Genomic DNA, 22,115 nt, shown 5'->3' on the forward strand with positions numbered 1-22,115 from the left:
ACAGGATATGACCAAAATATTATTAGTGGATGACCATCCCGCTGTTATTGAAGGCACCAAATTTATCCTGGAGCAAGATGACGAATTTGAAGTGATCATCCAGAGTGATGTATCCGGTGTGCTTGATCTGATTAAGAGCCAGGCGTTTGATATCATGATTTTTGATCTGTTTATGCCGCCATATAACGGGATTGATCTTGCAGTAGAAGTGATGAAAGTACAACCGGAAGCCTGTATTCTGATCTATACCGGATTTGATATCAGTCCGCATTTGAACCGGCTGATTGATATGGGAATAGCCGGGTATATGCCAAAAACCGTTACGCGTGACCAGCTGATCAATGCTATCCGATGCGCCCTTCGGCGGGAGGTTGTGCTGCCTCTTGATGTATTCCGAACGCTTCGCCGTGAGGGCAATGCACAGGTTGAGCAAGCGAATTCCTCACACAAGCCAGCTCTGCAGGAGCGGGATCTTGAAATTTTGCAGCAGATCGCCCAGGGGAAAGGAAATCGTCAGATTTCCGAACAAATGTGTATGAGTCAGCGTTCTCTTGAATATCATCTCACCCATCTGTTTCAGAAGCTCGGCGTAAAGTCCCGAATCGAGGCAGTAAGCAAAGCCAAGGACATCGGCGTTCTGGACCCGATTAGTATCTAATGCAACCACTATACAGGGAACGATATCCCATTGATATACAAAACTGCGGAGAGCCATCTATCCGCAGTTTTTTTATTTCGAATTTGTGGGAACACGCAAGAAAAATTGCGTGCCCACGTAACGTTTTTTACGGTTACCAAAGCCTTTTGCGGTTGTATGATACATATATAAAGAACAGAAGCAGTTTCCAAATTATGCACAAGCATCATGAAGGGCAGGATGAATATGGATGACTTCCAACAGCAATATATAGTCATTGAACTGGGAAAAGAACGATACGCATTGGCTGTATCTGAAATATACGAAATTATCAAAATGCAGCGGACGACAGAAGTACCCAACAGCATTTCCTTTATGGAAGGCGTTACGAACCTGCGCGGCAAAATTGTACCGATCATTAGCCTGCGCAAGCGGTTTGATATGGAAGAAAAGGTCAACGACCGTTCCACCCGTATTGTTGTCGTGAACAGCCGCGAAGAAATTATTGGCATGATTGTGGATCGGGTGCATCAGGTGATCCGTTTTGAGGAGATTGAAGATTCCGTAGACAGCGTATCGGGAGCAGATAGCCGATACTTTTCGGGAATGGGACACTCTGGCAGCGACTTTATAACCATTCTGGATATAGAAAATATTTTACATTAAGGAGGTACCGGATTGAATCGTAATGACCTGATGAAATTTTTCCTGGAGGAAGCGGAGGAACAGCTGCAGACCCTGGAGCAGGAAATTCTCCAGATGGAACAGCATGGCGAATCCGATGAAGTCATCCAGCGAATTTTCCGCGCGGCTCATACTTTGAAAGGTTCCTCCGCAGCTATGGGCTTTGAGCCAATGAAGACTCTTACCCATCAGATGGAAAATGTGCTTGATCATATTCGCAGCGGACAGATGCAAGTAACAAACCCGATTATTAATATATTGTTTGTATGCCTCGATCGTCTAATTCAGTTCAAGGCCCAGATCGAATTGGAAGGAACCTGCAGCGGGGATATCTCCGATATCGTGCACAAATTGCAGCAGTTGATAGAAGCAGAAATGTCTGCACAGCAGACTCCAGCCGAACCGGCAAACCTTGCTTTCCTGCCGGAAGAGCATGCAGCACTGGAAGAAGCCAAATCCAATGGATACAAAGGATTTATTCTCGAACTGTGCTTCTCCAGCACTTGTGAAATGAAAGCAGCACGCTCGCTCATTATCCGAAGCAGATTGGAAGGCTGTACTCATGTAATAGGGATGAAGCCGGCTTTTCACGAGATTGAGGATGAGTATGAAGGACCTGTCATTATTCAATATCTTATCGCCTGCCAAAAGCCCATAAAAGAAATCGAAGCGACCTGGAGAGAAATCACTCAGGGTGAATCAATAGATACGATTAACGTACTTGATGAGTTTGGTGCTCCTGCAGTTCCTCCTGCTATCTCCCCTGCCGAATCGGCTGATACGTTCATAGAACCTCCCCTTTCAGCTTCTCCTGATCCAACCTCCCCCAAAGCAGTACCGGTTAAGCCAGAGAAAGAAGATCACCGCAGAGCGGCTTCAAGTCAGAGTGTACGTGTTGATGTAGAGCGGTTGGAGAATCTGATGAATCTGGTAGGGGAACTGGTAATTGACCAGACACGGATTGTACAGGTTGGCACCGTAATACGCGACCTTATCAATGCTGACGATACGATGGACGAATTCGACAGCATCACCAATCATATTTCCAGAGTCGTCAGCGAATTGCAGGAAAGTGTAATGAAGACACGCATGCTGCCTATTGAACAGCTGTTTAACCGGTTTCCACGAATGGTGCGGGATCTGTCCCAATCGATCGGCAAACAGATTCATCTGGTTATTGAAGGCAAAGAAACAGAGCTGGATCGCACGGTCATTGAAGAAATTGGAGATCCGCTGATTCACCTGATTCGCAACAGTGTCGATCACGGAATCGAGGATGTCGAGATTCGCAAAGCCAATGGCAAACCCGAGGCCGGAACCATCCGAATCAACGCAGTCCATCAGGAGAATCAAGTCATTCTCACTATAGAAGATGATGGAGCGGGAATAAACCCACAGCGTATCAAGCAATCTGCGATCGCCAAACAACTCATTACCGAGTCTCAGGCAGAGCAAATGAGCGAACAGGAGATCATTCATCTGATTTTTGCTCCAGGATTTTCTACAGCCAAGCAAATCAGTGATATTTCCGGCCGCGGTGTCGGTATGGATATTGTACGCAGCCATATTGAGAAACTGAACGGTATTATCGATGTGGATACACGATTGAATGAAGGAACAACATTTACGATCAAATTGCCGCTGACGCTGGCTATCCTGAGAGGGCTGCTGATCAAAATCCACCAGTCGATCTACGCCCTGCCAATCAGCAGCGTAAGCGAGATCATCCGTCTGCCGCGTCAGGATATTCACTCGATCAAAGGACAAATGGCGGTCAAAATCAGGGAGCAGGTGCTGCCTCTGGTCTGGATTCATGATTACTTTCATGTACCGCGTCCGGCAGCACGGCATGATGATAATGTGTTTGTGGTGATTGTCGGAGTTGCGGAAAAAAGACTCGCACTGGTCGTTGATGAACTGGTAGGCAATCAGGAAATTGTCGTAAAGTCGATGGGTTCCTATGTAGGCAAAGTTGACGGTATATCCGGTGCTACCATCCTTGGAGATGGCGGCGTTGCCCTGATCCTCGATGTGACAGGCATATTCAATCTGGTAGGCAAAGAACGCTCTGCCCATACGGAAGAGATGATCGTATGACTACAGATAAACTGAAGGTGAGCACGATAGAACAACTTGTTACTTTTGAAGTGGAACATGAGGAATTTGCGATCCCTATTGAAGATGTATACCAGATTATCTTTGTCCCCAAGTTAATGACCGTGCCGAATTCCCCGGAAATGATCAAAGGTGTCATCAATCTTCGCAATGAAATTATTCCGGTCCTTGATGCACGTGCTGCTTTTGGTTTCTCTTCGATCCCGCATGCCAGGCAGCATCGGATCATTATTATACAGTCTGAATTTATCACTGCAGGACTTATTGTAGATCGTGTCATACAGGTACTGCAGACAGCTCCCGCCAAATTCGATCATGTGCCATCCGCCACATCAAGTCAGCAGAATCAGTATTTGGAGAAAGTCTATAAAACAGATGAGCGGATTATCATGCTGTTGAATGTAAATAAGATGCTTAATGACCAAAATATGAATTTCATCCGGAAGCATAACTATTCTACGGATTAATAATATACAGGCTAATCGTTATAGCCACATTACAGGAGGAACTATCCATGAGTTTTACATCCAAAATTGCAGCAAAAAGAATTAATGAGCTGGGCATTGAACGCAGCGTAAACCAGGCGGTACTGGATACCCAGACGCTGGAGCAAAAGCTGAAAGATCTTGCTGTGTTGTCTTCCGAAATTGCCGAGAATACTCGCAGAAAAGTATATGATACCGAGTCTTCCGTACAGGCAGCCCGGGAACTGGCCGGCTCCCTTGAAGATACCGTGAAGCATGCCGAACAAATGAGAAAATCGGTGCAGGATGCATCCCAATTATCCGACCGACTCGTCAATTCCCTGCACATCTCCGACAATAATAATCGTTCGGCAGATCAATTGCTTCAGACAACAATCCAATTGACGGACACAGCTGCAAAAGCCGATCTGGCGGTTGAAGATATTATAAAAGACACTACAGATACCGATCTCGGCATCAAATCTGTCGTTGAATCGATCGAGCATATTGCTGATTATGCACGACAGACTACCGGATCAGTAGAAGAAATCGCGGTTTCCATGGAACAAATGGGAGTTTCCATCAAAGGTGTAAACAGTAATGTAACCAGTCTGACGGATTCCTTGCAGGAAACGTTCGCTGCTCTGCAGGAAATGAATCAGTCTGTCACACAGCTGCAGGGGAATGCTACAAGTGCATCCGGCTCTGTAGAGGAGATCTCTACTCTTATCGGGCAAATGCGCACTTCGATCGAAGGTGTAGCCGCCAATACGCAAAGCCTGACCGCTTCTGCTGAAGAAACAACAGCAGCTGTACAGGAAATGGCTGCTTCCATTCAGCAGGTAGCCGGCAATAGTGAGAGTACGGCAAGTTCTGTCGAACAGATTTCAGCTTCCATCGAACAAATGAGCCGCTCCATCCAGGGCGTATCCGATAATGCCGAGAGCCTGACCGATTCTGCTCGTGAAACGTCCGAGGCCGTGCAGGAAATGACAGCTTCCATCGCCCAGGTAGCCGGCAATGCCGAAAGCACGGTAGGATCTGTCGAGCAAGTCTCGGCTGCCATGGAACAGATGGGCGCTTCCATTACCCAGGTGGCGGGCAATGCCGAGAGCCTGACCGCTTCCGCACAGGAGACAGCTGCTGCGATTCAGGAGATGGCGGCGGCTGTACAACAGGTATCGGGTAATGCCGAGAGCACCGCAAGTTCGGTTGAACAAATTTCGGCTTCCATTGAGGAAATGAGCACTTCCATCAAAGGAGTATCGGACAATGCGGAGAGCCTGTCTGCATCTGCCGGAGAAATGACTGAATCCGTACAGGAAATAGTCGTTTCGATTGAGCAGGTAGCCGGCAATGCTCAGAGCACCGCCGAATCAGTGGAAGAAATCTCGGCTGCCATTGAAGAAATGGGCAGTTCCATCCAGGGTGTGGCAGGCAATGCGGAGAGCCTGACCGCTTCTGCCGAGGAGACGGCTGCTGCCATTCAGGAAATGGCTGCTTCCGTTCAGCAGGTAGCGGGCAACAGCATCAGTACAGCAAGCTCCGTGGAGCAAATCTCGGCTGCCATTGAAGAGATGAGCAGCTCGATCCAGGGTGTCGCCGGTAATGCCGAGAACCTGACCGATTCTGCCCGCGAGACAACAGAAGCTGTACAGGAGATGGTTGTTTCCATTGAACAGGTGGCCGCCAATGCGGAAAGTACGGCAAGCTCGGTAGAGCAAATTTCCGCATCCATTGAACAAATGGGGCGTTCAATCAAGGGTGTGGCAGGCAATGCGGAGCAGCTTCAGCGGTTTGCCGGTGATACATCTGCAGCAACGCAGCAAATGGCCGCTTCCATTGAACAGGTCGCCAAAAATGCCCAGACGGTAAACACTCTAACGACAACCGTTATGGCAGATGCGCAGGAAGGCCAGATGTCCATCGTACAATCGGTACAGGGCATGAAAGAAATTGCCGATGTGGTTCTGCAGGCTTCCAAGGTTATGGTCAATCTCGGTAAAAGCTCCGAGGAAATTGGCAGCATCATTGAAGTTATTGATGATATCGCCGAGCAAACCAATCTGCTGGCTTTGAATGCAGCGATTGAGGCAGCCCGTGCAGGTGAGCATGGCAAAGGATTCGCGGTTGTTGCCGAGGAAGTACGCAAACTGGCGGAACGCAGTGCCAAAGCAACCAAGGAAATTGCCCAATTGATCAAAGGTATCCAGTCCGAAACTTCCGATGCTATCGAAGCGATTGATCTGGGAACAGAGAAAGTCCAGCAGGGCACTGTGCTGGCTGATGAAGCAGGAAGCGCGATTCACAAAATCGTTGGTGGTATGGACCGTATCAGTACGGAAGTGAGCCAGATTACTACAGCTACAATTGAGCAAGCCAAAGGGGCAGAGAATGTGGTAGCTGCCATATCTCAACTGGTAGACCAGACAGAAATGGTCACTGTCGCTGTCCGTGAGCAGGCGCTGGGTGTGGAAGAAATTATCAAAGGTGTCGCCAATGCACGTGAGCAGGTGCGCCAGGTAACTTCTGCGACTGTAGAACAGGCCAAGCAGGGTAAAAATATCGCCAAAGCTATAGATGATGTAACGCGTCAGGCAGAGATGGTCAGCGCGTCTACAAAAGAGCAATCCATTGGTGTCAGCGAGATTATGCTTGGTGTAGGCAATGCCCGCGACCAGGTTGCACAGATCAGCACAGCTACCACAGAACAGGCCAAGCAAAGCGTGGAGATTGTCAAAGCGGTTGACAATGTAACCAAGCAGGCCGAGATGGTTACTGCAGCAACAAGCGAGCAGGTAAAAGGCGTGGAAGAAATTATCCGCGGTATTGCCAATGCGCGTGAGCAGGTGCGCCAAGTAGCTTCCGCCATGACAGAGCAGGCCAAGCAGGGTAGAGAAATTTCACGAGCTGTAGGAAATGTAAACAATCAGGCAAATATGGTGACTACTGCAGTTCGTGAACAGGCTACTGCGATTGAAGAAGTGGTTAAAGGCGTAGTAAATTCACGCGAACAGGTTAGCCAAATCACTTATGCAACAATTGAACTTGCCAAACAGAGCAAAGAAATTGTGTTGGCTGTTGAAAATGTAACCAGTCAGGCAGAACAAGTCACTACAGCTACAACAGAGCAGGCATCTTCGGTAGAAGAAGTTATTCAGGGCACTGCCAATGCTCGTGAGCAAATCCGCCAGATTACTATCGCTATGGTGGAACAAGCTAAGCAGGGCAAAGATGTTGCCAATGCAGTCGAGAACGTGACCAACCAGGCCAAACAGGTTACTCATGCAGTTAAAGAACAGGCATTGGGAGCCGAAGAAATTGCCAAAGGTATCGGAAATGCCCGTGAACAGGTTGCACAGATCACTACAGCTACTGTTGAACAGGCCAAACAGAGCAGAGAGATTGTACGAGCTATGGAAAATGTAACCAGACAGACCGAGCAGGTAGCGGTCGCTATGCAGGAGCAAACTTCCAGTGCAGACGATGTCCAGCAGGGAATCATCAATGCTCGTGAACAGGTTCGCCAGGTTAGTCAGGCAGTAGCGGAGCAAGCAGCTCGTAATCAGTCCATTCTCGGCGCAATGAATAACATCACTGCCCAATCCGAGCAAGTGTCCCGTGCGGTTGCCGATCAGACGGTTGGTATCGATTCGGTGGTAGAAGAGATTGGCCATGCCAAAAAGCAGCTTGCCGAGATCAAGAATGCTACGGAGGAGCAGGTTCGTCAGGGGCGCAGGCTGTCTACAGTAGGCGAACAGGTATCCCGTCAGACAAAGCAGCTCAAATCACTTGTCCAGGAGCAGAAAACCCATGCCGAGACAGCTCATACAACAGCACAGCAGACGCAAAAATCCATTGAAAGCATGAGCGGAGCAGCTCTTGAACATGTGCAGTTGGATCGCCAGTTCAATGAGAAGCTGAACGACATGGTGAAATACGCTGAACAGACTTCTGCAGCACTGAAAGAACATTTTGATCAAGGTAAAAAGATTGCAAAAGATATGAACGAATCCGGACAGTTCATAGGCCGTTTCAGTGACGAGCTTCGTCGGATGAACAGTGTAGTGGCAGATGCGACAGATCGCAGTCAATCTGTCCGCCAGGTGCTTACCAACGTAAGATATAACTGATCTTTGTACAGATTGGAATAGCTCTTTGAATGATCCATTTACCGGAAGAAGCCTTTAGAAGTCAAAGGCTTCTTCCTCTATGTACAAGCACAACAAACGTAGATAGAAAGGAATCGCAGAACATGACAAACAAGCCCAATATTAACGAGCAGCAGCTGCTTGAGCTCGCAGGACTTATTTATAAGCATTGCGGATTGAACTATACAAATAACCTGTTTACACTGGAACCCAAAGTAATGCGCCGTCTATCCGAACTTCAACTTTCCTGCACCGACTATATTCCTTACCTGAAAAAGAATCCCGGTGAATGGGAACTGCTAACCCAGCATATCACCATTAATGAAACTTATTTCTTTCGGGAAGAAGCACAGTTCGATGAATTGGCTCGCATTCTGGAGACCTACCCGGTGAAAGGGGAGATCAAAATCTGGAGTGCCGCCTGCTCGACAGGAGAGGAACCATACAGCATTGGAATGACCGCACAGAGCATTATGCCAAGACTCAAACAATCCGTCCGCATTATTGGTTCAGACATCAACCAGCGGGTGCTGAAAGTCGCTGCAGAAGGGTATTATCCCAAGTCTTCCTTATGCTTTCGTCGCACTTCACCCGAGCAGATCGAACGTTTTTTTGATGCAGAACATAATGGATACCGCGTAAAACCGGCTGTTCGTGATATGACACAGTTTCGCCGTGCCAACCTGCTGGACCCTTCTCAGCTGGAGCCGATCGGACCGGTAGATATTATTTTCTGCCGCAATGTACTGATTTATTTTGATGATCAGACGATAGACCGGATTATTCAGAATTTTTATGACATGCTGCAGCCAGGAGGGTATTTATTTTTAGGACATGCAGAATCCATTCGTGGAATGGGCAAGGGGTTCGAGACGATAAAATCCAATCAGGCTTTTTATTACAGAAAAGGGGTAGGCAATCATGGGCAAGTACGGGGTACTCATTGTGGATGACTCCGCTTTTATGCGGCGGGCGATTGGTCTTCTGTTTGAAGAAGACTCCGACTTTTTTGTAGTCGGAATTGCACGGAATGGTCAGGAAGCCATCGAGAAAGTGGAACGCTTCAAACCGGATATTGTAACGATGGATGTAGAGATGCCCGAAATGGACGGTATTACGGCACTTCAAAAAATCATGAAAGATCATCCAGTGCCGGTAGTCATGCTCAGCGTTCAGACAGACAAGGGAACAGAAGCCACACTGAAAGCTCTGGAACTGGGAGCGGTGGACTTTTTCCTTAAAGACCATCTGATTAATGATGCCAGTAATAAAGCAATCGTCAAAGATTTTCTGGAACGTGTAAAAGCAGCTGCCCGTGTCAAAATTGTCCAGTCGGCTACAGCCAAACCTCCTGTTGAACCGGAGAAGAAGGAGGCAGCATTTCCAAAACCGGCAGCAGATCTGATCATTATCGGATGTTCTACCGGAGGGCCGTCTGCGCTTCAGTCCATTCTTCCGCGCTTTCCGGGAAATCTGCCGATTCCTGTACTGGTAGTACAGCATATGCCACCGGGATTCACAAGGCCGCTCGCTGAACGATTCAATAATCTGTGTGCTCTGCATGTAAAAGAAGCTGAAAATGAGGAAATACTGCGATCTGGCAGCATTTACATCGCTCCTGCAGGCTTTCAGACGCTTCTGCAACGTCAGACAGATGGCAAGGTTCAGCTGAGTATTCGTACGGATATTGCGAAGGATGCACTGTATAAACCGTCTATCGATATTACGCTCCATTCGGCAGCGCCCTTGTATGCAGGCCGGCTGCTGACGGCTATTCTTACCGGAATGGGTGTAGATGGTACCAAGGGGTGCGTGGAAGTAAAACAAAGAAAGGGGAAAGTGATTACTGAATCTGAAGAATCATGCGTGGTGTACGGGATGCCCCGGTCTGTATACGAAGCCGGATTGTCTGACCGACAGGCCCCTTTACCGCAGATTTATCAAAACCTGATGAGTTTTGCTTTTGAGCCTAGTTGAGCAGTATAAAATAAGACATAAAAAATATAAATCCCCCACATACTTGAATTAACAAGGCTGTGGGGGTTTAATCGTTAGTAGCAATATTCAATTGTAACCTATCCTCCTATACAACAATCCACATGCTTGACATGGTATAGACTTGCACCGTTCCATGCTGCCGATTGTCTTAGCTCTGCAGTCGCAGACAACCGTTTAGCGATTGTTCATCGATTTCATTTTTGGGGAAGCTTTATTCGAAAAGCTTCGCATGTCCGTTATTCCCCTTTTCGACGGGCTGAATAAACGGTTCGTGGGGTTCACCTGATTTACGGTGAAGAAATTCCGTCCGCACATTTACAATGAATCATCCATGTCCTTGCATATGGGATGAGTTCCAGCATACCACGATATCACGAAAAACGTTTTCACTGACGCTTTTCTCGCGTGAGACCGATCTAGCATGCCTCGCTAACCTGTTTCATTGGAATCCTGCTCCCTTCCTAACAAGTTATTGCAACATTGTTCGAAAATAGCATTTTCCTCTGTTCACAGCCTTTCATCATACTCAAAATGAATATCAAATCTTCGTTCTACAAACATTCATTTCAAAAGCGGTTCGAAAATTAAAGCTTTAAAGCATTTTAAAAATTTAAATCCTGCATACCAGAACATTTAAAAACTTAAAACGTCTTAAAAATTCAATACAACCTGTTTGAAGAATGTCGTACTTGATTCCTTTTATTTCTTGTTGCCACTTATGGTTGTACACAAATCATAAATCCAGTTGAGTCCCCACATATCCACGAACTGCGAAAGATGTTTTCACGGACATCCTCCGTTGTGCAGTCGATTATAATATGCTTCGCTTACGTTATTGCATTGGAATCCTGCTCCCTTCTTAGCAAGTATTAATGATGCTTGCTTGAAAACAGTCCATTCCCAGCCTACTTTCTGTCGTAATTTGACTCTGTACCGCCGATTTGTTCCCCGCATACTCCAATATCCACGAAAAACGCTGTCACTACGTTTCTCTTGCGTGAAATTGTGCTAGTATGCTTCGCTACCTTTTTCCAACGGAATCCTGCTCCTTTCCCGCAAGTAGTTCATGCTTGCTTGAAAAAGCTTCTTCCTTCTTACAACCTTACCATTTCCGTCTAATGAGCTAGATTGATGTCCCGCATACCTGCAATCTGCGATCATGGGCATTTTCACGGATGCCAGATTGTTCTGCAGTTGAACCAGTATGCTTCGCTAACCTATTCCATTGGACGATCTCTCCTTTCTCAAGTAAAGAAAGATTGGAGTGAATCACCTGACAACGCCGATGATGCTTGGTGGTGAAGCGTTGCTTGTTGGTGATGTCTACATCATACTCCTGATGTCCGGAAAATGAAAACGTTATAAAATGCATTAAGAGAGTGTAAAATCCCGAGAAGATCAAATACATCTCGCATGCTCTAAATTCCAGCTTTTTCCTTCTTTTTCTTCACATTTTCGGTATAAAAGCAGTAAAACATCTTAAAAATAATATTCTCACCATTTACATCTATCTGATCAAAAGCGCATGTAATGTAAAGACCAGGTAAAAATCGGCAAGAGAGGGATAAGTACCGCAGATTGGGTAATAACTATATAACAAAGCGGATGAAAGGCAGACGATTCCTATTCATCCGGTGATTAAGATGACTGCTCTCTGCTGCAACATGGCAGGGGGACAGCGAAGAATGGAGGAGTAACCAATGAAAAATCCAATCAAGGAATTAAAAGGCATTAAAGATAGCATCAATGAGGCAAAGCAGGCGATGGATGGTATCAAAGCTACACTCAATGACGTAAAGAGTGACGTTGATGAGGCCAAACAGAATCTCCAACATACGATGGAACATGCCAAAGAAACCTCTCAGGAGGCAAAGACTTCAACCGAGCAGCTCAAAGCAGGACTTCAAAGCAGCAAGACGGCGGTGCAGGATACCCGCAGTAATCTAACATCCGCTACTCAGGATGTGAAGCAGAGCGTCTCTATTGTCAAAGAAGAATTCAACACTCCCGGTGGTGGATTCGCATCTGATCAGGATTCGTCTAATGAGTCGGGCGGTAATACCATAACACACACCGGCGCGAACAGTTCCCCGACGAATCAGGTGCCCGAGCTGCAGCCGCCGCATGCTACAGCCATAACGCCGGTCTACGATAACCCCGGTGCAGAACTGATCGAGGGCGGACAGCTGATCAAGGAAGGCACTGCCTTTTTCCTGAAAAAGGATGAAGAAATTATCGGCGAAATCACCTACATTCCCGGACCGGAAAGTGATACGTGGACGCTGAATCATACGTATGTAAACCCGGAATACCGCGGCGGTGCTATCGCTCGCGGATTGCTGGATCAGGTTGTACAGGCGGCTCGGGCGGAGAACAAAAAAATTCTCCCTACCTGCTCGTATGCACTGGCCCAGTTTAAGCGCAATTCGCAGTATGAAGATGTGTGGATGCGGTATTAATCCTTCTCATGAGACTAAAAAGGTTATTTTAGGCGTTCGAGTTATTTTCGGACGCCTTTTTGCTATTTTTCCATATTATTTTGCTATTACTATGCAGGGAAACAATATATTAATAATTACATAGATATTTATTTCCGGTTTCTTATATTGGTTGTTAAATGTAGGATACATACGGGTAAAGAGACAAAGAGAAGTACGCATAATTTGTAGACAATTGTTGAAAATACAAGCAGATGGATACAGGAGGTAGAGAACAGTGAAAAAGACGATTGCAGATTCGGTAGTAGAGACCCTCATAAATGCCGGGGTCAAGCGCATTTTTGGCATTACCGGCGATTCGCTGAATGCGATTATTGATGCGGTACGGCGTTCCGGCAAGATCGAATGGATTCATGTTCGTCATGAGGAAGTGGCTGCATTTGCCGCTGGCGCCGAGGCGGAGCTGAATGGAACGATAGCCGTCTGTGCAGGCAGCAGCGGACCGGGGAATCTGCATCTGATCAACGGACTCTATGACTGCTATCGCAACCGGGTGCCGGTGCTGGCGATTGCTGCCCATATCCCGAGCGATGAGATTGGGAGCGGCTACTTCCAGGCGACGCATCCGGAGCTGATTTTCCAGGAGTGCAGTGATTTCTGTGAAGTGATTATGACAGAGAAACAGATGCCGCGTACATTGACGATGGCGATTCAGACAGCAATCGCCGGTTCAACCGTATCTGTGGTGGTGCTGCCGGGAGATATTGCCAGTCTCGACGAATCGACCCATGCGGTGCCTGCCCAGGTCTATCATGCGGCCAAGCCGGTTGTGCTTCCGTCTGAAGAGGAATTGCAGACACTCGCCCGGTATCTGAATGACGGCAAAAAGATTACTCTGTTATGTGGTGCAGGCTGCAAAGGCGCTCATGCAGAACTGATGGAGCTATGCAACAGGCTGCAGTCACCGATGGTCGTCGCTCTGCGCGGCAAGGAACATCTGGAGTACAATAATCCGTATTTTGCCGGTCTGACCGGTCTGATCGGTTATTCCTCGGGGTACCATGCCATGATGGACTGCGATCTGCTGCTGATGCTGGGTACGGATTTCCCTTATCGCCAGTTCTATCCGGAAGACGCGACGATTATCCAGCTGGATATCGACTCGTCCCGTCTCGGCAGACGGACCAATATTACACTGGGACTGTGCGGAGATGTCAAGGCAACCGTACAGCAGATCCTGCCGCGACTGACTACAGCGCATGATCCCAGTCATCTGCGCAAGTCTGCTGACCGTTATACCAAAGTACGTGAAGAGCTTAACGAGATGGCTGTCAAAGGCCGTCCCGGACACAAGGGAATGCATCCACAGTACCTGACCAAGGTCGTCAGCGATGCGGCTGCACCGGATGCCATATTCACTTGCGACGTTGGAACGCCAACCGTATGGGCAGCTCGTTATCTGGAAATTAGCGAGCAACGCCGTCTGATCGGTTCCTTTAACCACGGTACGATGGCCAATGCACTGCCTCAGGCGATCGGGCTGCAGGCTGCCGAGCGCGGACGCCAGGTAATTTCCTTTTCCGGTGATGGCGGTCTCAGTATGCTGATGGGTGATCTAATTACGCTCAAGCAGCATAATCTGCCAGTTAAGGTTGTGGTCTTCAATAACAGTGCGCTGAGCTTTGTGGAGCTGGAGATGAAGGCGGGCGGGTACCTGGAGTCCGGTACGGATCTGCATCAGACCGATTTTGCGGCGGTAGCCAACGCGCTCGGAATCCATGGTATCCGTGTCGAAGATCCGGAACAGCTGGAAGATGCGGTGCAGCGTACACTGGAACATGATGGTCCAGCCCTGATCGATGCAGTGGTCAATCGTCAGGAGCTGTCCATGCCGCCAACCATTACACTGCAGCAGGCCAAAGGATTCTCTCTCTGGATGGCCAAAGCAATTATGAATGGACGCGGTGATGAGCTGATTGATCTGGCGAAAACGAATTTACTTCGTTAATATCTGTCAATAGAGACAGCTGTTCCATTCAGCAGCTGTCTCTATTTTTTACATAATTTGAATTTACTTGATATAAATATGTTAATAATTATTTATAAATACAGTCAACTTAGATGTATTCATTAAAATTTGATGCAATATTTTTCGGGTTTAAGATATACTGAAGTTTAGAATACACATTGTCCTCTTCAAGAAAGGAGCTATTATGTCTAATATCCTGAGTCGAAATAATGTAAGAGTGACAGGGCAGGGAAGTCAGCCCATTGTTTTTGCTCATGGTTTTGGATGTGACCAAAGTATGTGGCGATTCGTCGTCCCTGCCTTTGAAGAAAATTACAAGGTGGTTTTATTTGATCATATTGGCTCTGGAAAATCCGATCTGCAGGCTTATGAATATGATCGCCATAATCAGCTTACCGGTTATGCAGAAGATATGCTGCAGATTTGTGATGTTCTCCAGCTGGAAAATCCGATATTTATTGGCCACTCGGTAAGTGGTATGATTGGTTTGCTTGCTTCATTATGCAGACCCGGTTATTTTAAAAATCTGATCCTGATTGCTCCTTCGCCTCGATACATCAATGATTTACCCGATTACATAGGCGGTTTTGAACAAAAGGATATCGAAGAACTTCTTTCGTTAATGAAGCAAAATCATACAAGCTGGGCCAGCTTTCTGGCACCAATCGCCATGGGCAACCCGGATCAACCGGAGTTGACTGCGGAATTACATGAGAGCTTTTGCATGTCTGATCCGGTTATTATACAGCAGTTTGCCGAGATTACTTTCATGTCGGATTATCGTTCCTCGCTGCAGTATGTGACAACACCGGCACTTATTTTGCAATGTGATCAGGATTATATTGCTCCCCTTGAAGTGGGTGCTTATATGCATCAGCAGATTCCACAGAGTATATTTCAACTAATGGATGCAACCGGACATTGTCCTCATATGAGCCATCCCGACGAGACTATTTTCTTGATTAAAGAATATCTCGCTCAGTTCGTCGCGGAAACGGAGATGTCCAGCTGATGGCGGAACAACCAGAGCAGATATTTTGCGGCTATATGTCACTATCTTCTGATCATCATATTACAGCTGCAAACGAAAAGCTGCTTCTGCTGCTTGGTTATAATCAGAATGGCCTCTATGGTTGTCACTTTGAATCCATTCTTACCCGTGCAAGCCGTCTTTTTTATCAAATGTATTTTATTCCACATATTCGTTTGAATGCCCATATTGAAGCCATTCAGCTTGCGATAAAGTCGGGAAATGATACAGAAATCCCATTTCTTATTAATGCAAGGCTTCGTGAACGGGCTGGCATGCCTGTGTACGAGTTGATATTGCTCCCTATAAATCAGGATATAGACCACCAAGAGCAGATTCAGCTTTTAAGGCTGGAAGCGAAGCGGCTGCAAAGCAAGCTGGGCATAATGAAAGATCACATAGCAAGTTCAACAGACCATCAGGATGAAATGACTCAACAGATCGATTTGCAGGAACAAACGCTTGAATTAATGGAATCCTATGCAAAAAGGTCCAAAAGGGACTGATCCCTCTTGACAGCTTAGCAGCGGATCAAGTAATCTCTATACTAACTTATTTTAGAAAATATGGAATTGATCATGTGTCATCGTGTTGATACCAAATTGCCATGATCAGGATCCCTGGTTCTTCCATCGCTGTCCAGAGAGGAAACCCACCGGCTGCAAGGTTCCCCGCCGCGACTGAACCCGGCCCTATCCTGTGAGCTGCAATACAGGCAAAAGATGTACTTGAACTTCTGTGCCTGTCATTGCCGGATGCCTCCGTTAACGGCTGAAGGATTATGTTATCCTGCATTCCATGCGGATTCATAATCGAAATTAGGGTGGTACCACGACGCATTCGTCCCTGACGGATGCGTCTTTTTGTTGTTATACACTTATTTCACGGGAGGAACTTATCATGAAACAGAGTCAACTGCTAGCCGTCACGCTGCGCGAATCTCCTGGGGATGTCGAGGCAGCCAGCCACCGTCTGCTGCTGCGGGCAGGCTATATTCGCCAGCTCGCCGCAGGAATCTATACGTATCTGCCGCTCGGACGCATCGTACTGCGTAGAATAGAACAGATTATCTGTGAAGAGATGGATAGAACCGGTGCACAGGAAGTGCTGCTGCCGGCGATGCAGCCTGCAGAGCTGTGGCAGGAATCCGGTCGCTACGAGGTGTATGGCGAAGAACTGATCCGTTTGCAGGATCGGCACCAGCGGGACTTCGTACTCGGACCAACCCATGAGGAAGTGATCACGGATCTGATCCGCAGCGAAGTGGGTTCCTACCGTCAGCTGCCGGTTACTCTGTATCAGATTCAGACCAAGTACCGGGATGAAAGGCGTCCACGATCCGGTCTGCTGCGTGGAAGGGAATTTCTGATGAAGGATGCCTATTCCTTTGCAGCGGATGAAGAGACGATGCAGCAGGCGTATATGCGTATGTATGAAGCCTATCACCATATTTTTGAACGCTGCGGGCTGGATTTCCGAGCGGTAGAAGCGGATGCCGGTACGATTGGAGGAGAGGGCAGCACCCATGAGTTTACGGCAATTACGGAGGCGGGAGAGGATACCATCGTCGTCTGTACACACTGCGAATATGCCGCCAATCTGGAAAAGGCTGAGTCCGCATCGGAAGCTTTTGTACAGTCATCCGGCAGTAATGGCACCATAGCCTTTACCGGGGAAGAGATTATGATTCCACATACAACCGATATCGATACCTCTACGCTTGATGCCGATTCTATAGCAAGTCGGTCGCCTGAGCATTTTCATACGCCAGGTCTGCGCAGTATTGCCCAGCTGACCGAGTCACTATCGATCACACCGGACCGAATTATCAAAACAGTGATCTTTCTGGCCGATCAGGAGCCGGTTGCGGTGCTTATTCGCGGCGATGAGGAGATTAATGAGATCAAGGTCAAAAATTATCTGCAGGCTGACGAGCTGATTATCGCAGATATGGAGACCGTACAGCAGGTAACCGGGGCTCCTGCCGGATTCGTCGGTCCTTATGGACTACGGCATGCCCGTCTGACCTGGCTGGCAGACGATTCGATACTTTCGTTGCAGAACGCGATCTCCGGAGGCAACCAGGAAGATTACCATTATCGTTATGTGGATGTACAGCGCGATCTGCTGCACCAGCTTCAGCATATCGGAGATTTCCGTAATGTCCGCGAAGGGGACCGATGTCCTCGTTGCCGAGAAGGAAGTATTCATTTTCAGCGCGGGATCGAAGTCGGGCATGTCTTTCAGCTGGGAGACAAATACAGCGCAGCGATGAATGCAAACTATATCGATTCATCCGGACGAGAGCAGCCGATCCGTATGGGCTGTTACGGTATCGGGGTATCCCGACTGGTGGCTGCGATTGTGGAGCAGCATCATGATGAGCAGGGGATCTGCTGGCCTGCATCCATTGCGCCTTATCTGGTGCATCTTATCCCGATCTCTGTCCGGGATGATCAGCAGATGAGAATAGCCATGGAGCTTTATGACCGATTGTATCAAGCTCGCTGTGAGGTGCTTCTGGATGATCGTGACGAACGGACAGGCGTGAAGTTCAAGGATTCCGACCTGATCGGAATTCCCCTGCGCATCGTTATAGGCAAAGGAGCAGCTGCAGGAGAAGTGGAGTACGTAGAGCGGAGCTCAGGTATCCGGGAGCAGATGACTGTGGAAGGAGTAATCCGGCGTATCGGGCAGCAGAGGTAAACCGGGAACGACGTTAATCGGCAATTTTTTACCATATGGTATTACAGGCAGAGTGGTATGGATGATTCCGGATTATTATACAGGTGAACCGGTACGCTGTAAGCCTTCACAGATGTGCCGGTGTCTGCCTATATGGGAATTTGCATTTTTTTGATAGGGGCCATCAATAGTCGGTATATGGATTCAAAATAAATATTACTTTTAATAAAGGTTTTAAAAAGTCTGGAGCTGGTGATATGATAGATGCTGAATCAGCAGATATTCCATAGATGGGGGTTATCGTACATATGGCAACACTGTTTCTGATTGTAATCTATTTATCCTTTATCAGTCTGGGTATTCCGGATTCCATGCTGGGAGCGGCCTGGCCGGTTATGCATCAGTATATTCATGCTCCGATGGGAGCAGCCGGTACGCTGTCGGTTATCGCATCAGTCGGCACGATTATTTCCAGCCTGGCGAGCGGCAAGCTGCTGGAGAAGCTGGGTACCGGTCTGGTCACACTAATCAGCTGCTGTCTGACTGCCGGAGCGCTGCTAGGCTTTTCCTTTGTCCCGTCATTGACATGGCTGGCGGTGCTGGCAATTCCACTCGGGATTGGAGCGGGAGCAGTGGACTCGGGACTGAATCATTATGTTGCTGCCCATTATCAGGCCCACCATATGAGCTGGCTGCACTGCTTCTGGGGCGTAGGGGCAACGTCCGGGCCTATCATTATGTCCTACTATATGGGAACAGACAGTTCCTGGAGAGGCGGATATCAGGCGGTGGCGATGATCCAGTTCGGGCTGGTCATTATTCTGCTGATGACTCTTCCGCTCTGGAACAAGGTCGCCCGGCTGCAGCAGGAAGCACGGGCAAGGGAGAAATTTTCTGCTGATCCGCATGCGAATGAAGTATCGTCAGCGGCAGATGAATCGCAAGATACCACCAACTCATCATCGAAATCGGTTACACATCCGCTGCGTATCCGCGGTGTGAGCTTTACGCTGCTGACCTTTCTTTTTTACTGTGGAGCGGAAGCGACTGTAGGGCTGTGGGGAGCGAGCTTCCTCGTTGGGGACCGGGGGATTACACCGGAGACTGCAGCCGGATGGGTGTCACTGTACTTTGGAGGGATTACGCTGGGCAGACTGATTACCGGCTTCCTGACACTGCAGATAGCCAACCGAAAATTGATTCTGATTGGCCAACTTGTGGCTGTATTGGGGGGCATATTGCTGGTTCTGCCGCTGCCGCCTATTCTGCTCATGAGCGGACTGATCCTAATCGGTCTCGGATTTGCTCCGATCTTCCCGGGACTGCTGCATGAGACACCTGCCCGATTTGGTGAAAAGAATTCAGCGCGGCTGATGGGCTATCAGCTGGCTGCAGCCTATATAGGCATTACGATTTTGCCGCCGCTGTTCGGATTGGTCGCTGCTTATATTCAGATCGGGTTGTTTCCTGCCGTCGTACTCGCCTATATTGTAATTATGCTGTTCTCCTCGGAACGGGTGAGCCAGAAACTGAAGTACGCACAGTAAGGACAAACATTCATCAGGCTGGATAATTCATTTATCCTGTTCATTCTCGGCAAACCTCTGGCTGATCTGTATGCAGCTGGAGGTTTTTTTATGTGGAGATTCCAGAATGTTATATCTTTTTTACACTAAAAACAGAAATCCATTCATTGACACCCAAATATAAAATATGTAAAATAACCACATGTTTGATAACGTTTACATAACAACATCAGCATATTCTTATATAAGGATAGCTGTACAAAGGGTAGCGATCAAGCAGCCGTGCAGTCTAATACAATCGATAAAGGAGACTTGTTATGAGAAAAAACAGATTATGGCTTATGCTTCAAATGGTAAGTATTGCAGCAATTCTGGCAATGGTATTCCCTACTTCAGCACCGGTAATGGCCGCAGACGGAAGCGGAACAACTGCCAGCATTGCCGATATTCTGAAAAATCAGCAGGCTGATGGTGGCTGGAAAAAAAATTACTCCGAGACCAGCGGCGACTGGGCCAAATCCACCATTGATAACAAAGCCACCTATACGGAGATCCGCCGACTGGCAAGCGAGTACACCAAAACCGGTAATACCCAGTATTCTGCAGCTGCTGTCAAAGGCATTAACTTCCTGCTGAAGATGCAGTATGCAAATGGCGGTTGGCCGCAGGTCTATCAGGGCAGCGGTTATCATCAGCATATTACTTACAATGACAACGCCATGATCAGTGTCATGACCCTGCTGGATGAAGTTGCCGGGAAAAAGGGCGACTTTGCTTTCATCGACAGTACACTGGCAGGCAAAAGCAAACAGGCGGTCGACAAAGGCATCGACTGCATTCTGAAATCGCAGGTTGTATCCGGCGGCAAACTGACCGTCTGGGGGCAGCAGCATGATGCGAGTACACTGAAGCCTGCAGGCGCGCGCATTTATGAAGTACCTTCTCTGAGTGCCAGCGAGAGCACCGGTATTGTTACTTTTCTGAAGACACGGCCGGCAACCTCCCAGATTACAGCCTCCATCAAAGCGGCTGCAGACTGGTTCAAAGCTGTGTAAATTACCGGTGTCCGCGTAGTGAAGACAAGCTCTGATGTTACTGTCGTCAGCGATCCGAGTGTAACCACACCGATCTGGGCACGCTTCTACGAGCTGAACACCAACAAGCCAATCTTCGTCGGCCGTGACGGTGTAGTGAAATACCAGCTCAAGGATATCGACCAGGAAAGACGGACCGGTTATGCCTGGTACGGCAACTGGCCATCCAAGCTGGGAATCAATTAGAATACTGTATTTGGGTATAACCAAATAACGGCAAAAAGCTTCTTTCCTACGAAAAGGAAGAAGCTTTTTGCCGTTATTACAAAGACATCGGCAGTATGCTGTGAAGATTCCAGCCACCGTCTCCTTATTCAGGAGGAAGGAGATGATGCAGTGGACTGCTGGGCGGTATATTCTTCCAGCGTCAGCTGCTTGCGACTGATCTCGCCTGCTATGCTCTTGCCTACATAGCGCAGATGCCATGGTTCATACGTATAGCCGGTAATGCTTTCTTTGCCTTTGGGATAGCGGATAATGAATCCGTAAGCAGGGGCATTTTTGGCGAGCCATTTGGCTTCCTTGGTTCCGGCAAAGCAGCCGGTGGCTGCACAGCGACCATTGGAGCCGCTCACATCGATAGCCAGTCCGGTCTCGTGTTCACTCGTGCCTGGATAAGCGCTGTACGTACGGGCTTTGGCTTCTCCATCCCGGCGTACATAGCCTTCGAAGATGGCTTTCTGACGGGCATGGGAGCGATAGGCGGAGACGCCTGCCAGCGGCACACGATCCTGATCGGCTGCGGCGAACATCTGCTTCAGGGCAGCTGCGGCTTCTTTGCGCATTTTGCGCTTTTCGATCTTTTCCTTGAATGTGAAGCGTACATCCGCATACACCAGATCACGGGGTGTATAATTTTCCGGCAGTTTGTTCTGTTTGTTCACGAGTACATCGATTGCTTCCGGATGAGTGACCGTTTTCATTGTAGTTGTACCGGTCTTGCTCGCAGATAACCGGGAAGCGGCTGCCTCTGTATTGCCCGGAACGGTCTTATGATCATTTACCGAAAGGGTATGTACCTGAGCAGGCGCAGAGGCAACTGAGTTCTGTGCGGCCATGGTATTGCTGCTGCAGCCGGCCAGCAGACAGATTGCACTGAGAGCTGCGATTCGCATTGCTTGTTGGTTCATCATGTGTAGTTCTCCTTTTCTAAGCGGGTATGCCAGGGTTGCTCCTGATCAACTATAAACAGTATACCGTATACATGTATCCATCCTGACACGACATTGTATCCATATCGTATCGAACTTGCTGCCATTTTGTA

Annotated in this window: 14 protein-coding genes and 1 pseudogene; 14 read left to right on the top strand and 1 reads right to left on the bottom strand. The window is 48.0% G+C overall.

All coding sequences use genetic code 11. From position 1 onward, the window contains the following. Positions 1-7: 7 nt before the first annotated feature. From WH45_RS09575 to pelA, 14 genes and pseudogenes are all read left to right on the top strand, one after another. Entirely contained in the window at positions 8-658 is a 651-nt protein-coding gene (locus tag WH45_RS09575) for a response regulator transcription factor (RefSeq protein WP_046214145.1), read from the top strand. A gap of 225 nt (positions 659-883) precedes the next feature. Then, the gene (locus WH45_RS09580; RefSeq protein WP_052723751.1) at positions 884-1,303 is read left to right on the top strand and encodes a chemotaxis protein CheW; all 420 of its coding nucleotides are present in this window, start codon (positions 884-886) and stop codon (positions 1,301-1,303) included. A 12-nt stretch (positions 1,304-1,315) separates the two neighbouring features. After that, the gene (locus WH45_RS09585) at positions 1,316-3,418 is read left to right on the top strand and encodes a chemotaxis protein CheA (RefSeq protein WP_200897673.1); all 2,103 of its coding nucleotides are present in this window, start codon (positions 1,316-1,318) and stop codon (positions 3,416-3,418) included. Further along, positions 3,415-3,903 carry a chemotaxis protein CheW gene (locus WH45_RS09590; protein WP_046214147.1) on the top strand — a complete coding sequence of 163 codons (489 nt, stop codon included), beginning with the start codon at positions 3,415-3,417 and terminating at the stop codon, positions 3,901-3,903. The genes WH45_RS09585 and WH45_RS09590 overlap by 4 nt, the downstream gene beginning before the upstream one ends. Positions 3,904-3,950: 47 nt before the next feature. Beyond that, positions 3,951-8,033 carry a methyl-accepting chemotaxis protein gene (locus tag WH45_RS09595; protein WP_046214148.1) on the top strand — a complete coding sequence of 1,361 codons (4,083 nt, stop codon included), beginning with the start codon at positions 3,951-3,953 and terminating at the stop codon, positions 8,031-8,033. 122 nt (positions 8,034-8,155) lie between these two features. Beyond that, positions 8,156-9,004 carry a CheR family methyltransferase gene (locus WH45_RS09600; protein ID WP_052723701.1) on the top strand — a complete coding sequence of 283 codons (849 nt, stop codon included), beginning with the start codon at positions 8,156-8,158 and terminating at the stop codon, positions 9,002-9,004. Further along, positions 8,973-10,028, top strand: a complete 1,056-nt coding sequence (locus WH45_RS09605) for a protein-glutamate methylesterase/protein-glutamine glutaminase (protein ID WP_046214149.1) — start codon at positions 8,973-8,975, stop codon at positions 10,026-10,028. The genes WH45_RS09600 and WH45_RS09605 overlap by 32 nt, the downstream gene beginning before the upstream one ends. Before the next feature lie 1,721 nt (positions 10,029-11,749). Next, positions 11,750-12,508, top strand: coding sequence for a GNAT family N-acetyltransferase (locus tag WH45_RS22805; RefSeq protein WP_052723702.1), 759 nt, complete (start codon positions 11,750-11,752; stop codon positions 12,506-12,508). A gap of 256 nt (positions 12,509-12,764) precedes the next feature. Continuing rightward, positions 12,765-14,495, top strand: coding sequence for a ubiquinone-dependent pyruvate dehydrogenase (poxB, locus tag WH45_RS09615; RefSeq protein ID WP_046214150.1), 1,731 nt, complete (start codon positions 12,765-12,767; stop codon positions 14,493-14,495). 205 nt (positions 14,496-14,700) lie between these two features. Then, the gene (locus tag WH45_RS09620; RefSeq protein WP_046214151.1) at positions 14,701-15,528 is read left to right on the top strand and encodes an alpha/beta fold hydrolase; all 828 of its coding nucleotides are present in this window, start codon (positions 14,701-14,703) and stop codon (positions 15,526-15,528) included. Beyond that, entirely contained in the window at positions 15,528-16,052 is a 525-nt protein-coding gene (locus WH45_RS09625) for a nitrogen regulation protein NR(II) (RefSeq protein ID WP_046214152.1), read from the top strand. Before WH45_RS09620 ends, WH45_RS09625 begins: the two co-directional genes overlap by 1 nt. A gap of 394 nt (positions 16,053-16,446) precedes the next feature. Next, a complete protein-coding gene (locus WH45_RS09630) occupies positions 16,447-18,252 on the top strand; it encodes a proline--tRNA ligase (protein WP_046214153.1) in 1,806 nt (601 codons plus the stop codon). Between the two features lie 287 nt (positions 18,253-18,539). Continuing rightward, positions 18,540-19,778 (top strand): MFS transporter, encoded by a 1,239-nt coding sequence (locus WH45_RS09635; RefSeq protein WP_046214601.1) that lies wholly within the window; start codon positions 18,540-18,542, stop codon positions 19,776-19,778. 383 nt (positions 19,779-20,161) lie between these two features. After that, positions 20,162-21,037 (top strand): annotated as a pseudogene (gene pelA, locus WH45_RS09640) (pectate lyase). Between the two features lie 128 nt (positions 21,038-21,165). On the opposite strand, the gene WH45_RS09645 reads toward pelA, so the two are convergent. Beyond that, a complete protein-coding gene (locus WH45_RS09645) occupies positions 21,166-21,984 on the bottom strand; it encodes a M15 family metallopeptidase (protein ID WP_046214154.1) in 819 nt (272 codons plus the stop codon). Positions 21,985-22,115: the final 131 nt, after the last annotated feature.

Source organism: Paenibacillus wulumuqiensis (assembly GCF_000971965.1).
GTDB classification, from domain to species: domain Bacteria; phylum Bacillota; class Bacilli; order Paenibacillales; family Paenibacillaceae; genus Saccharibacillus; species Saccharibacillus wulumuqiensis.

What these genes read in the sequence shown, in the direction of transcription:
- WH45_RS09575 (WP_046214145.1), top strand. Translation starts at nt 8, where the DNA reads ATGACCAAAATATTATTAGTGGATGACCATCCCGCTGTTATTGAAGGC.
- WH45_RS09580 (WP_052723751.1), top strand. Translation starts at nt 884, where the DNA reads ATGGATGACTTCCAACAGCAATATATAGTCATTGAACTGGGAAAAGAA.
- WH45_RS09590 (WP_046214147.1), top strand. Translation starts at nt 3,415, where the DNA reads ATGACTACAGATAAACTGAAGGTGAGCACGATAGAACAACTTGTTACT.
- WH45_RS09595 (WP_046214148.1), top strand. Translation starts at nt 3,951, where the DNA reads ATGAGTTTTACATCCAAAATTGCAGCAAAAAGAATTAATGAGCTGGGC.
- WH45_RS09600 (WP_052723701.1), top strand. Translation starts at nt 8,156, where the DNA reads ATGACAAACAAGCCCAATATTAACGAGCAGCAGCTGCTTGAGCTCGCA.
- WH45_RS09605 (WP_046214149.1), top strand. Translation starts at nt 8,973, where the DNA reads ATGGGCAAGTACGGGGTACTCATTGTGGATGACTCCGCTTTTATGCGG.
- WH45_RS22805 (WP_052723702.1), top strand. Translation starts at nt 11,750, where the DNA reads ATGAAAAATCCAATCAAGGAATTAAAAGGCATTAAAGATAGCATCAAT.
- WH45_RS09620 (WP_046214151.1), top strand. Translation starts at nt 14,701, where the DNA reads ATGTCTAATATCCTGAGTCGAAATAATGTAAGAGTGACAGGGCAGGGA.
- WH45_RS09625 (WP_046214152.1), top strand. Translation starts at nt 15,528, where the DNA reads ATGGCGGAACAACCAGAGCAGATATTTTGCGGCTATATGTCACTATCT.
- WH45_RS09630 (WP_046214153.1), top strand. Translation starts at nt 16,447, where the DNA reads ATGAAACAGAGTCAACTGCTAGCCGTCACGCTGCGCGAATCTCCTGGG.
- WH45_RS09635 (WP_046214601.1), top strand. Translation starts at nt 18,540, where the DNA reads ATGGCAACACTGTTTCTGATTGTAATCTATTTATCCTTTATCAGTCTG.
- WH45_RS09645 (WP_046214154.1), bottom strand. Translation starts at nt 21,984, where the DNA reads ATGATGAACCAACAAGCAATGCGAATCGCAGCTCTCAGTGCAATCTGT.